Annotated in this window: 4 protein-coding genes; 3 read left to right on the top strand and 1 reads right to left on the bottom strand. The window is 70.4% G+C overall.

What is annotated here, in order from left to right; translation table 11 throughout:
• Positions 1–6 precede the first annotated feature (6 nt).
• On the top strand, positions 7–867 hold the full coding sequence (locus tag ACKTT0_RS11115; RefSeq protein WP_407849962.1) for a nickel/cobalt efflux transporter: 861 nt from the start codon (positions 7–9) through the stop codon (positions 865–867).
• A gap of 240 nt (positions 868–1,107) precedes the next feature.
• Here ACKTT0_RS11115 and ppc read toward each other — a convergent pair whose 3' ends face one another.
• Positions 1,108–3,963 (bottom strand): phosphoenolpyruvate carboxylase, encoded by a 2,856-nt coding sequence (gene ppc, locus ACKTT0_RS11120; protein WP_407849963.1) that lies wholly within the window; start codon positions 3,961–3,963, stop codon positions 1,108–1,110.
• A 164-nt stretch (positions 3,964–4,127) separates the two neighbouring features.
• Between ppc and queC the strand changes: the two genes are divergently transcribed.
• Together queC and ACKTT0_RS11130 are read left to right on the top strand one after the other, a co-directional pair.
• On the top strand, positions 4,128–4,829 hold the full coding sequence (queC, locus tag ACKTT0_RS11125; RefSeq protein WP_407849964.1) for a 7-cyano-7-deazaguanine synthase QueC: 702 nt from the start codon (positions 4,128–4,130) through the stop codon (positions 4,827–4,829).
• Positions 4,830–4,999: 170 nt separating this feature from the next.
• A complete protein-coding gene (locus ACKTT0_RS11130) occupies positions 5,000–13,903 on the top strand; it encodes a hypothetical protein (RefSeq protein ID WP_407849965.1) in 8,904 nt (2,967 codons plus the stop codon).
• Positions 13,904–13,925: the final 22 nt, after the last annotated feature.

Here is a 13,925-nt window from a genome sequence, read left to right on the forward strand (position 1 = left end):
CATTCCATGCTGTCGTTCGGCGAATTGATTGCCCAAGGGGCTGCGCAGGCCTGGCTGTTCATCCCCAGCGCCATCTTGCTGGGCGCGCTGCACGGGCTGGAGCCAGGCCATTCCAAGACGATGATGGCGGCCTTCATCGTCGCTATCCGGGGAACGGTATGGCAGGCGGTGCTGCTCGGCATCGCCGCGACCATTTCGCATACCTTGATCGTGTGGGGCATCGGCCTGGGCGGCATGTATCTGTGGCGCGGCGTTGCGGCGGAGGAACTGGAGCCGTACTTCCAGCTCGCCTCCGGGGCGGTCATCGTGCTGATCGCGGCGTGGATGTTCTGGCGGACCTGGCGCGAGCAGCATGCCGGCGCCAACGATCATCCGCACGCCGGCCATGCGCACAGCCATGGCACTGCCCATATGGAGACGCATGACGGCGGGCACGATCATGTTCACCAGGCACTGCACGGGTGGGAAGAGGCCGGCCAGGGGCACCAGGATGCCCATCAACTGGCGCACGCCAATGACATCCGCCGCCGTTTCGCCAACCGGAGCGTGACCAACTGGCAGATCGCCCTGTTCGGGCTGACTGGCGGCCTGATCCCTTGTCCCGCGGCCATTACCGTGTTGCTGCTGTGCCTGCAGCTGAAAGAATTCGCCCTGGGAGCCGTGCTGGTACTGTGCTTTTCCATCGGGCTGGCCATTACCCTGGTCACCGTCGGCGCCGCCGCCGCGCTCGGCGTGCGCCACGTCAATGCGCGCGCACCCTGGCTCGGCACGCTCGCCCGCCGGGCTCCCTACCTGTCGAGCCTACTGATCATCGCCGTCGGCCTGTACGTGGCCGTCCATGGCTGGCTGGCCCTGTCGACTCGATAGGACGCCTTCGCCGCTGAACGGAACCCGCATAGCCCGGCCGCGCGGCATTCCAATGGCGGATATCGCGAGCCCGCGCGTGCCGGCGGGGCCTGGGCGGCCAGTTGGAGCGAGGGCAGCCCCCGCAGGGGGCCGAGGGCGCCTGGTGGCGCGCCCGAGCCGAGCGACGTGGCCGGCCAGGCCCCGCCGGCACGCGCGGGCGCCTCAAGAACCCAAACGCCCCAACCCCCGCAAAAACACCCCTCAGCCGGAATTACGCAATCCTGCCGCGATCCCGTTGATGGTCAGGTGGATGGCGCTGCGCACCCGCTTGTCGGGTTCGGCCGAGCCGTCCCGCTGGGCGGCGCGCCAGCGGCGGATCAGTTCGATCTGCAGGTAGTTCAGCGGGTCGATATAGGCGAAGCGTTCCCGCAGCGAAGCCAGCAGCGCCGGGTTGTCGGCCAGCAGCTCGCGCTGGGTCAGCAGGCGCAGCATGGCGATCGTGCGGCCGTGCTCGGCGCTGATCTGGCCGAAGATGCGATTGCGCAGGTTGCGGTTCGGCACCAGCTGGGCATAGCGCGCCGCAATGGCCAGGTCCGACTTGGCCAGCACCATTTCCATGTTGGACAGCAGCGTGCGGAACGCCGGCCACTCGCGCGCCATCTCGCGCAACTGCGCCAGCCGCGCGCGGCGCGAGCGCGGCGCGCCGGGCGCGCCGGTTTCCAGGTAGGCCTCGATGGCCGACCCCACCCCGTACCAGCCGGTCAGCATCAGCCGGCACTGCGCCCACGAAAACCCCCAGGGAATGGCGCGCAGGTCGTCGATGCGCTGGCCCTGCTTGCGCGAGGCCGGGCGCGAGCCGATGTTGAGCCCGGCGATCTCGGTAATGGGCGTGGCCGCGAAGAAGTACTCGGCAAAGCCGGGGGTGTCGTAGACCAGGCCGCGATAGCTGCGCTGCGCGGCGTCGGACATGAACGACATGGCCGGGCCGTAATGCGCCATGTGCGCGTCTTCCGCGCTGGTGGCGGCCGCGCGCGGCGCCAGGGACGATTCAAGCGTGGCGGCCACCAGCAGTTCCAGGTGCCAGCGGCCCACCTCGGCATCCTTGTACTTGCTCTGGATGACCTCGCCCTGTTCAGTCAACCGCAACTGGCCGGCCACGGTGCCCGGCGGCTGCGCCAGGATGGCGTCGAAGCTCGAGCCGCCGCCGCGGCCGACCGAACCGCCGCGGCCGTGGAACAGGCGCAGGCGCACGCCGCGCGCGCTGAACACATCGACCAGCGCGCGCTCGGCCTGGTAGAGCGACCAGTTCGACGTGAGGAAACCGCCGTCCTTGTTGCTGTCGGAATAGCCCAGCATGACTTCCTGGGTGCCGTCCTGGGCCTGCTTGACGCGCTGGCGCACCTCGGGAAGATCGAGCCAGGCCGCCATGATGTCCGGGCCGCGCTGCAAGTCGGGGATGGTCTCGAACAGCGGCACCACCATCAGGCCGTCGCCGGCGGCGATCTCGCTGCCCGGCTCGGGATCGACGATGAGGCCGGTTTCCTTTTGCAGCACCAGCACCTCGAGCAGGTCGCTCAGGGTTTCGGTATGCGACACGATGGTCTGCTGCACCGCCAGCTTGCCGTAGCGGGCGCGGGCCGCGGCCGCGGCCCGCAGCACGGCCAGCTCGCGCGTGGTTTCCTCGCTGTAGGTGATCCAGGGCGAGACCAGCGGGCGCGCCAGCGCCAGCTCGGCGCGCAGCAGCGCCACCCGGCCTGCTTCATCGAGCGCGGCATAGTCCACCGGCTTGCCGTCATGCTGCGCGCCGGCGCGCTTGAACAGCTCGCCCAGCACACGTTCGTGCACATCGGAACTTTGCCGCAGGTCGACCGTGGCCAGGTGGAAACCGAAGACCTCCACCGCCTGCTGCAGGCCTGACAGGCGCAGCCGCGCGATCGGCGCGGCGTGGTGCGCCGACAGCGACGCGGCGATGACGGCCAGGTCGTCGGCCAGTTCGCGCGGCGCCCCATAGGCAGGCGCCGGGTGGGTGACGCGGCGCGCCAGGTCGCGGCCGGTGAGCTGCTGGGCGGTGGCGGCGAGCCGCGCATAGATGCCGACCAGCGCGCGGCGATAAGGTTCGTCGCGCCGATGGGGGGAGTCGTCGCCGCCGGCGTCGGCCAGGGCATGCAGCGCCGGATCGGCGCCGATCAGCAGCGTGGTGATCGACAGCTCGGCGCCCAGCGCGTGCACTTCCTGCAGGTAATACTCGAACAGCACCGTGGCCTGGCGCAACAGGGCCAGTTCCAGCGTGCCGGCATCGACGTTGGGATTGCCGTCGCGGTCGCCGCCGATCCAGCTGCCCATGCGCAGGAACGGCTCCAGCGGCGCGGGCGGGGCGGCGAAGGGCCTGGCCGAGTCGCGGCCCAGCAGGCGCGACAGTTCGGCGTACACGCGCGGGATGACGTTCAGGAAGGTGCTGCGGTAGTACGACAGCGCGTTCTCGATCTCGTCGGCCACGGTCAGGCGCGTATAGCGCAGCATGCGGGTCTGCCACAGCGTGGCGACGCGGCCCAGCAGGGTCAGGTCGAGTTCGGCGATTTCCTCGGCCGTGAGGGGGCCCTCGCGCTGCAGCAGCGCCGCGGCGATTTCGCGGTGCACGTCCAGCGTGCTCTTGCGCTGGACTTCAGTGGGGTGGGCCGTCAGCACCGGCACGACGCGGGCCTCGGCCAGCAGGCGGCGGATGCGGGCGGGGCTGACGCCCTGCTCCTTCAGCAGGGCCACGGCCTCGCGCAGGCTGCCGCGCGGCGGCGTGCCGTCGGCCAGGGCGCGCAGGCGCTGGGCGCGGTTCTGGTCGCGGTCCTCGGCGATGTTGGACAGGTGCAGGAAGTAGCTGAAGGCGCGCGCCACCGAGTTCGGATCGTTCTCGCGCAGGCGCTTGACGCGTTGTTCCAGCAGCTTGCCGTCGGCCTCGTTGCCTTCGCGGCGGAAGCGCACCGCGGTGCGGCGCAGCGTCTCGATGGTGTCGAATACCCGCTCGCCTTCGCAGGCCTGGATGACCTGGCCCAATAACCGGCCCAGCAGCCGGATGTCGTTGCGCAAGGGTTCGGCAGTGTCGGACTGCGGGCGGATGGCTTTCATCGGGCGAGGGATCCGTCAGGCAAGGGTTGCGAAGGGGGGCTTTGGGCGATACGGAGAACAGCGGATAAGGCAACGGCGGCCATTTTACGCATCCATCCTTACGGCTCGCCTTGCGGTACAGTTCCAGCATGGCGCCGTGCCTGGCTATTTGTTCAAGTGTGCTCATGCAGAATCATCAACGTCGCGCGCTGGTCCTGTTTTCCGGCGGCCAGGATTCCACCACCTGCCTGGCCTGGGCGCTGGACCGCTATGCCCATGTCGAGACCGTGGCGTTCGATTACGGGCAGCGCCATCGCATCGAACTGGACGCGCGCCTGGACGTGCTGCGCGAGCTGCGCGCGCGCTTTCCGCAGTGGGCCGCGCGGCTGAGCGAAGATCATCTGCTGGACTTGCGCGTGCTGGGCCAGGTGGGCGACACCGCCATGACCTCCGAGCGCGCCATCGAAATGCAGGCCAACGGGCTGCCCAATACCTTCGTGCCGGGGCGCAATCTGCTGTTCCTGACCCTGGCGGCGGCGCTGGGCTACCGGCGCCAGCTCGACGTGCTGGTGGGCGGCATGTGCGAAACCGACTTCTCGGGGTATCCCGACTGCCGCGACGACACCATCAAGGCCCAGCAAGTGGCGCTGGGCCTGGGGCTGGGGACGCGCGTCACGATCGAGACCCCGCTGATGTGGATCGACAAGGCGCAGACCTGGGAACTGGCGCAGCGGCTGGGCGGGCAGCCGCTGGTGGACCTGGTCGTCGAATACAGCCATACCTGCTACCTGGGCGAGCGCGGGGCGCGCCACGACTGGGGCTACGGGTGCGGAAAATGCCCGGCCTGCGCGCTCAGGCAGGCCGGCTGGCAGCGCTGGCAGGGATAGCGCTTGCCGCGCGGCCTGGATAGCGGGCCGGCGCGCCGACATTTGCGGAAAGGAAAGCGGCACACGGCGATTTCGTCGAGGGAATCGGCGGTTTCGTCGAAAAAAGCTGGTTGATCCTGCGACCTCTGGTTAATTTTTCACCGGTCCACGATCCATCCGGAAGGCTTCCCATGCTCGCCCGCCGCTCTCCCAAGAACCATCAGATCGCCTGCAAGACCATTCTGGCCATGAGCCTGGGCATGGTGTTCGGGCCATCGTCGGTACGGGCCGAAGACATGGAATGCTCCTCGGGCACGACATGCATCAAGCTCACCGAGGGCGCCGTCCGGACGACGGCCGCCGGCGTGGCCAGCGCCGGAGCCGACGGCAGCCACGATACCGGCAGGAACGGCAAGCCAGGCGGCAGCGTCGAATTGCTGGACCAGGGCGCTGTGTTCAACCTGGATCCCGCGGCCGGCGGATTTCCGCTGACTTCCTGGACAGGGGTGATGTATGCCACGTCGACGGGCGGCGACGGCAGCGAAGACGAGGACGCCGGCGCCGCCGGCGGCGTCAGGCTGGAAAGCGCCGGCCAGGTGAACTTGGTGGTGGGCGACCAGAACGGCTTGGGCCAGGTCGCGGCCGTGCTGTACGGTAAAAGCAGCGGCGGCCATGGCGACAGCGATGAGCACGATACCGACGGCCATGGCAACGGCAATACCAATAACGATACGGACGGCGGCCATGGCGGCGCGGGGAACCGGGTCGATGTCCGCACGTACAGCACCAGCCGGTACCAGGTCGCGGGCAAGATCACCAGCGACATGTCCGGCATTTTCGCCGCCAGCGCGGGCGGCGATGGCGGCGAGCAGAATTCATCCGACCTGGGCATCGGCAACCAGGTCGGCGGCGCCGGCGGCATCGGCGACGACGTGTATGTGCTCAATGCTGGCTCGTTCATTTTCGCCGGCGACGCCCTGGCGGGCGGCACCGGCGGCAAGCTGACCATCAACGATAACGTCCTAGTGGGCTTGATCCGGGGCGACTCGCATGGCGGCAAGGGCGGGCCGGACAACGGGGCGGCGGGCAGCGGCGGCGATGTCCGCATCGATCACCAGGCCGGATTGCTGCAGTTGGTGGCCGACGGGGCCAGCGGCACCACGGTATACGGCCTGCGCGCCACGTCAGAGGGCGGCGAGGGCGATGAGTCGAACGATTCGTCGGATCCGGGCGGGCAGGGCGGCCAGGCGGGCCATGCCACCATCTACGTCTCCAGCGCGATCGAAATCGACGTATCGCACGCCAAGGGTGCCGCCATCCAGGCGGTGTCGCAGGGCGGGCGGGGCGGAGACGGCCCCCGAAAGGACAAGAGCGGGGGCGCCGGCGGCGCGGGCGGCGATGTGTACGTCTCATTGAGCGCGGCCACGCCGTATACGATCCGCACCGCGGGCGGCTCGCACATGTATGGGGTCGAGGCGCAATCGAAAGGCGGCTTTGGCGGCTCCGGCAACGATTCCCTTGCGCTGGCGGGCGAACCCGGCGGCGCCGGGCAGGGCGGCGATGCCGGCGACGTGGCCGTCGATATCGGCGCCAACGTCGCGATATCGACCGGCGGCGATTATTCCTCCGGCGTGGTGGCCTATTCCGTGGGAGGTGGCGGCGGCACCGGCGGCGATTTCTACGCCATCCTGGGCGGCGGCGGCAAGGGCGGGGATGGTGGCGAATCCGGCACCGCGACGGTGCACAACTCGGGGGCCATCCAGACCGTGGGCGGCTGGGCGTTCGGCATCGATGCGCAGTCCAACGCGGGCGGCGGCGGCGCGGGCGGGATAACCGCGGGTATCGTCAGCGTGGGGGGCGATGGCGGGATCGGCGGCAAGGCCGGCAACGTCGATGTCGTCAATTTCGGTTCCATCGCGACCCAGGGCTACGGCGCCATCGGACTGAGCGCGCAGGCCGCCGGGGGTGGCGGCGGCAATGCGGGCGTGACGGCCGGCGTGGTGGCGGTCGGCGGCGGCAGCTACTCGTCGCTGGCGGGATCGTCCTCCCAGGACGCGGATGGCGGCATCGTGTACGCGTGGAATTCCGGCATCATCACGACGCAGGGTGACGCGGCCCCGGCGATCAGCGCGCAGTCGATCGGCGGCGGCGGCGGCAATGCCAGCGGCAATTTCGGCATCATCACGGTGGGGGCCACTGGCGGCGCCGGCGGCGATGGCGACGCCGTTCACTTCGACGGAGGGGGCGGACAACTGGGCACGCTCCAGACGTCCGGCGATTTTTCGTACGGCGTGATCGCGCAGTCGATCGGCGGCGGCGGTGGCAACGGCGGAGATACGCTGGACGTCGGCATCCTGGGCGCCGTGAGCGTCGGCGCGTCGGGAGGCCCCGGCGGCGATGGCGGCACGATCAACTTCCAGGGCACGGAACCCGCGACGATCACGACCGCGGGGCAGAACGCGCACGGCATCCTCGCGCAGTCGATCGGCGGCGGCGGCGGCACCGGAGGCGACATGTGGCACGTCGGGCTGGAGGCCCTGGCCGTGCTCGTGGGCGGCCAGGGCGGCGACGGGGGCGACGGCCATGATGTCGATCTCGACTGGCGGGGCCTGACGGTGAATACCTACGGCAGCGCGGCGCGCGGCGTTGCCTTGCAGTCGATTGGCGGCGGCGGCGGCAGCGCCGGCGGCCTGCGCGCCGACGTCGGCGGGATCGAGGGCCAGCTCATCGTCGGCGTGGGCGGGAGCGGCGGCGATGGCGGCAACGGCGGCGACGTCTATACCCGGCTCGGCGCGTCCTCCATCCATACCCACGGCCCGGATGCGTCGGATTCCGGCAACGACACGGGCAACGGCGGCCAGACCGATGGCGACGGCTATAAGGTCGCCGATGCGTCGGCGGTGGTCGCGCAGTCGATCGGCGGCGGTGGCGGGTCGGGCGGCAACGTGAAAGACCAGAGCGCCATGGTCGGCGTCATCTTCACGGAGATCGGCACCGCCGCCGCCTGGGAAAACTTGATCATGGTGGGCGGCCAGGGCGGCAACGGCGGCGATGGCGGCAAGGTCGACACCGCGGTCTGGGATTCGGCCCTGGGCACCGAAGGCCAGTTTTCGCATGGCGTGTTCGCGCAATCGGTGGGTGGCGGAGGCGGCGACGGCGGCTCGGCCTCGACATTTTCGGTCGACGCGGTGATCGGCCTGCAAAGCATCAATGTCCAGGACGAGGCGGCCGTGGGCGGCCGCTGCATCACCTCGGACGACGGTGACAATAGCTGCGGGGGTGGCAACGGCGGCGAGGTCAACGTCAACCTGGGCGATGGAGACGGCGCGGGCCGGACCGTGGTGCGGACCAGCGGCGACTATTCGAACGGCGTGCTGGCGCAATCGATTGGCGGTGGCGGCGGCGACGGCGGTTCGGCCAATGCGTATGCCTTCGATTTCGAGACCGGCGCGGCGATCAGCGTCGATGCGCTGGTCAGCGTGGGCGCCAAGGGCGGCAAGGGGGGCGACGGCGGCGCCGTCACGGTCGCGACGCTCGACGATACGCATATCCGGACCACCGGCTCGGGCGCGCGCGGCATCGTGGCGCAAAGCATCGGCGGCGGCGGCGGCACGGGGCAGGGCACCGCGGTGTTCCTGGGCGCGGAGGGCCAGGTCACGAAAGCGCTGGAGGCCGGCTTCAGCGTCGACGTCGGCGTGGGCATGACGGGAGGCGAAGGCGGCAATGCCGGGCAGGCCACCGTGAACAACTTTGGCCACATCGTCACCACCGGCCGCGACAGCGACGGCGTGCTGGTGCAGTCCATCGGCGGCGGCGGCGGGGTGGGCGGATCGATGGGCGCCGACGAAGGCGATATCCTCGACAATGTCTTCAATGCGATCAAGGCGCTGCTCGACCACAACCCGTTCACGCTGAACGGCAGCATCACGGTGAACGTGGGCGGCCGGGGCGGCACGGGCGGCGATGGCGCCGCCGCCACCTTGCATCAGTACGGCGTCGTGTCGACCTCGGGCGATTACGCGGACGGCGTCGTGGTGCAATCCATCGGCGGCGGCGGCGGGGCCGGGGGCGGCAGCTATTCGCAGAATTACGAGGACTGGCTGGACTTGAACATCGCCGTGGGCGGCAGGGGGGGCACGGGCGGCAAGGGCGGGCAAGCCTCGGTGACGCTGGAACGCACCGCGCTGGTCCAGACGCAGGGGTATGGCGCCTACGGCGTGCTGGCGCAGTCGATCGGCGGCGGCGGCGGCCAGGGGGGCAGCGGTACCCTGGCCACCAAGGGGCGGCTCGAGATCGGCGCGGGCGTCGGCGGGACCGGGGGCGACGGCAACGACGGCGGCACAGTCCTGTTCCAGTCGGACAGCAGCAACCGCATCCAGACGTTCGGCGAGGCGGCCCACGCGATCGCCCTGCAATCCATCGGCGGCGGCGGCGGCACCGGCGGGCTGACGCAGGGCGTCGGCGGCACCCGCATCGGCACCTCGCTGAATTTCACGGTGTCGGTCGGCGGGTCGGGCGGCGACGGCGGCGATGGCGGTGTGGTGGACATGTGTGCCAGCGCGGGGTGCCGGCCGGTCGATATTTATACCGGCGGCCACATGGCAAGCGGCGTGGTGGCGCAATCGATCGGCGGCGGCGGCGGTATCGGCTCGGTCGGCAGCCCCGACCAGAAGCCCGGCCTGGCCACCAGCTTCAGTCTCGACCTGTTGCTGGGCGGCGCGGGTGGCAATGGCGGCGATGGCGGCACCGTGAACATCGGCGGCGAGCACGACATCACGACCCGCGGCGATTTTTCCCACGGGATCGTGGCGCAGTCGCTCGGCGGCGGCGGCGGGATGGCCGGCATCAATGATCCGCTCGGCCTCGATTTCAGCTTGACGCCGCCCAGCGCTCAGTTCCAGCTGGTGGTCACGCTGGGCAGCATGGCCGACGGCCACGCCGGTGACGGCGGCGTCGTCGACGTGGCCAGCAGGGGCGAGATCGTGACCCTGGGAGACGGATCGCACGCGCTGGTGGCCCAGTCCATCGGCGGGGGCGGGGGCATGATGGGCGCCGTGCTGAAGGACGACGACGATAGCGATGCGCCCGATGGCTGGCCGGATGACGTGGAAATCGAACGGTCGTTGACACTGGGCGCCGGCGGCGATGCCGTCGGCACCGCGGCCGGCAGCAGCGGCGATGCCGCGGGCTCCGAGACCGGGGCGAGCCTGCCCGTGGTCCGCGTTTCGCACGACGGCACCCTGGCGACCAGCGGGGCCTGGGCCATGGGCGTGCTGGCGCAATCGATCGGCGGCGGCGGCGGTGTCGGCCATGCGGGCCTGGCGGTGGACGGCACGTTCGACAACGGCGCCGCCAGTATCCAGGTGGGCAGCCTCGGGCGTACCGGCGGCGCGGGAGGCGTGACGGTGGACGTGTCGCGCCAGGGCGGCAAGCTGCTCACGACAACCGGGGCGGGCGCCTACGGCGTGCTTGCCCAGTCGATCAGCCAGGGCGGCGGACTGGGCACCGGCATGGTGGCCGACAGCGCCGCGGTCATACAGGTAGGGGGCGGGTCGGATACGATCAAGGTGGCATCGGGCGATGCCGCGGGCGATGTGTCCGTGAACGTGCACACGAACGTCTTGACCTGGGGCGACGATGCAATCGGCATCGCGGCCCAGTCCATTGGCGGCGGCGGCGGGGTGGGCGGCGTGCAGGCGCTGGAGGGCACCCGCCTCGATGGCGCCCGCTTGCGGGTCGGCGGCTATATGGCGGGCCAGGGCGGGGCGGTTTCGCTCGCCTCGGACTGGACTGTCAACACCGCGGGAGACGGCGCGCACGGCATCGTCGCGCAATCGATAGGGGGCGGGGGCGGGATAGGCGTGATCGGCCTGACCGACTCGGCCTCGCCGGACGGCACTACCGTGCTGATCGGTGGGTACGATCCGGCGAACGAGGACGATGACATAGGCGACAACGGCGCCGGCCATATCGACCTGGACCTCGACGGCGTGATCTCGACCGGGGGCGCGGGGGCCCATGGCGTGGTGGCGCAAGCCATCGGCGGCGGCGGCGGGCTGGGCGGCGCGACCGGCAGCACCGCATCCGGCACGATGGCCGACGCAGCCAATGCGCCTTATAACGTGAGCCTGCTGGTTGGCGGCTCGGCGGCTGTCGGCGCGGGGGGTGCGATCGGCAGCGCCGACGACTATGCCCGCCTGGCGGCCCGCGTGACGACCTATGGCGATTTTTCCGACGCGGTGCTGTTGCAGTCGATCGGCAGCGGAGGCGGCCTGGGCGGGGCCTCGGCATCGGGGCCGGCGCCCATCTCGCTGGACCTGCGTGTCGGCGGCAATTCCAAGCCGGCGACGGCAACTTCCGCCGACCAGTCGGGCGGCGGCGCCATCGCCGTGGAATTCGATCCCGCCGGCGACAACAATGCCGCCTTCACCTATGGCTACGGGGCCAACGGCGTACTCGTGCAGTCGATCGGCGGCGGCGGCGGTGTCGCGGCGTCGGTGGCGGCTGGCGGCACGGGCACCGTCCGAGTGGGGGGCAGCAACGGGGCATGGGGCGCCGGCGGCCACATACAAGTATCGCCATCTAGCTGGGTCAGGGCGGGCACCAAGGGGCAGAGCGCCCACGGCCTGGTGGTGCAATCCATCGGCGGCGGCGGCGGACTGGCCACCGTCTACAGCGGCGATGCCGCGACGGGCGTGGTGGGGCAATTCGGCCTGGCCCTGGGGGCCGGCCAGGCGGGCAGCGGGGACGGCGGCAAGGTCGAGCTGACAACGGGCGGCGACCTGACTACCGAGGGCAAGGGATCGATCGCCATCATCGCGCAGTCGGTGGGCGGCGGCGGCGGCATTGTCAGCGCGGGCGACGGCGCTGCTTTAAGCAGTGTCAGCCTGGGCGGCGACAAGGATGTCCAAGGCAATGGCGGCGAAGTGTCGGTCGCGCTGACTGGAGGCACGGTCACCACCAGTGGCGCGGGCGCGCATGGCGTGGTGGCGCAGTCCGTTGGCGGTGGCGGCGGCATTGCCGGCGACCTCGCGCAAGCCATTTCGCTCGACCGCGACGGCTGGGCCAAGACCAGCGGCCAGGTCAGCGGCACGGGCGCCGATGTCGCGGTCGTGATCCAGAACACTGTCGTCACTCGCGGCGCCAACGCCCACGGCGTGATCGCCCAGTCCATCGGCGGCGGCGGCGGGCTGGCCGGCGCCGCGCAAGGCGGCTTTGCCGGCAGCGTGAATGCCGCTGATGGCAATACCGAGAACTGGGCGGGCCACGTCGACGTCACCGTCGATGGCTCGGTCAGCGCCACCGGCGACGGCAGCACCGGTGTCTTCGCACAGAGCGAAGGCTCGGACGAGAAGGGCTTTCCGGTCACTGTCACGGTCAACGGGACCGTGGCGGGCGGTTCGGGCAGCGGCGCGGGCGTCTGGGTGGCCGGCAACGGCGTGGGCGCCAGCCTGGTGGAGATCGGAACCGAGGGGGTCGTGACCGCGCTGTCCGGCGTCGCCGTCCGCTACGACGGCACGGCGGGCATGAACGTGCGCAATCATGGCTTGATGGAAGGCGGCACTCAGTGCGACAACCCGGGCCCTTGCGCGATCGAGAACACGCCGACCGGCAAGCTGGTCGGCGCGTCCCTGTACCAGGCCGACGTGACCAACGCGGGCCACCTGACGGTGGGATCTGCCGGCCGCTTCGGCCGCCTGACCGTGTCGGGCGACTACACCCAGGCCAGTTCCGGCGTGCTGCGCGCCGATATCGACTTTGCCGCCATGCGCGCCGCGCACATGACGGTGCAGGGCGATGCACAGCTCGATGGGCAGTTCGAGCTGGCCGCCACCAGCCTGCTGCCCGGGCGCGAACTGGCCGTGCTCGATGTCGAAGGCACATCGACGGGCGCGCTGCAGGCCAAGGATTCGCCCATTTTCGACTTCGCGGTGCGGCAGGTGGGCAAGCAGCAGCGAGTCAGCGTGCAAGGCGCCGATTTCAATGCCGCCAGCCAAGACCTGGCGCGCAACCAGCGCGCTGTCGCCGGGCATTTGCAGGAAATCTGGGACCAGGGAGGCACGCTCGAGCTGGCGCCGTTGTTCGCGGTGTTGAACACGGCGGCCAGCCACGGGTCGGGCGCTTACCGCGAGAAGCTGACCGACCTGTCGCCCGGCGTGAGCCTGGCGCCGGCGGCGCAGATGGCGGCCGGCATGGCGCGCTTTACCGGCTCGATGATGTCGTGTCCCGACATGGCAGGCGCCGGCACCGACGGGCGCGAGCAGGATTGCTTCTGGGGCCAGGTGTCGCGCCGCAGCGCCGACCAGGACGCGGTGCAGGGCACGCCGGGCTATTCCTTCGACAGCAACACCTACCAAGTCGGCGGGCAGCGCGAGTTCCGCCCGGGCTGGTTCATCGGCGGGTCGGCGGCCTACCAGAACAACAGCCTGCGGGCCGACAACGGCCGCGCAGGCGGCAGCGGCGACGCCGGCTATGCGGGCGTGGTGCTGAAGCACCAGGCGGGGCCGTGGGTCTATGCAGCGGCCATCGGCGGCGGCTACGGCTCGTACGACCTGGACCGCAGCCTCGGCATCGACGGCTACGACCGCCAGGCCAGCAGCAGCCCTGATGTCTACAGCGCCGGCCTGCGCCTGCGGGTGTCGCGCCACATCGGCATCACCGAGCAGTTCTACCTGAAGCCCTATGTGGACCTGGACGCGCTGTATGCGCGCATGCCCGGCTATACCGAGTCGGGCGGGCCGTTGAGCCTGGAGGTGGACAGCAGCGACCAGTTCGTGGTGGGCCTGTCGCCGATGCTGGAGGTCGGCGGGCGGGTGGACCTGCCCGATGGCGCGACCATGCGTCCGTATGCTTACGCCGGCGCGTCGTTCCTCAGCGACGACTCGTGGGATGCCCAGGCGCGCTTCAAGGGCGCGCCGGCCGGCAGCGACGGCTTCAGGGCCTCGCTGCCCGGCGATGATGTGATCGGTCGCTTTGGCGTGGGCGTGCAGGTCAACAACCGTTCGGGACTGGATTTCCGGCTGCAGTATGACGGCGAAGTGTCCAGCCATACGACCAGCCACGCCGGGCAGCTCAAGGTGATCTACCGGTTCTAGCGGCGCTGGCGCCGATGCGCCG

The sequence above is a fragment of the Bordetella saccharivorans genome (genome assembly GCF_045862855.1).
Taxonomy (GTDB): domain Bacteria; phylum Pseudomonadota; class Gammaproteobacteria; order Burkholderiales; family Burkholderiaceae_B; genus Bordetella_A; species Bordetella_A petrii_F.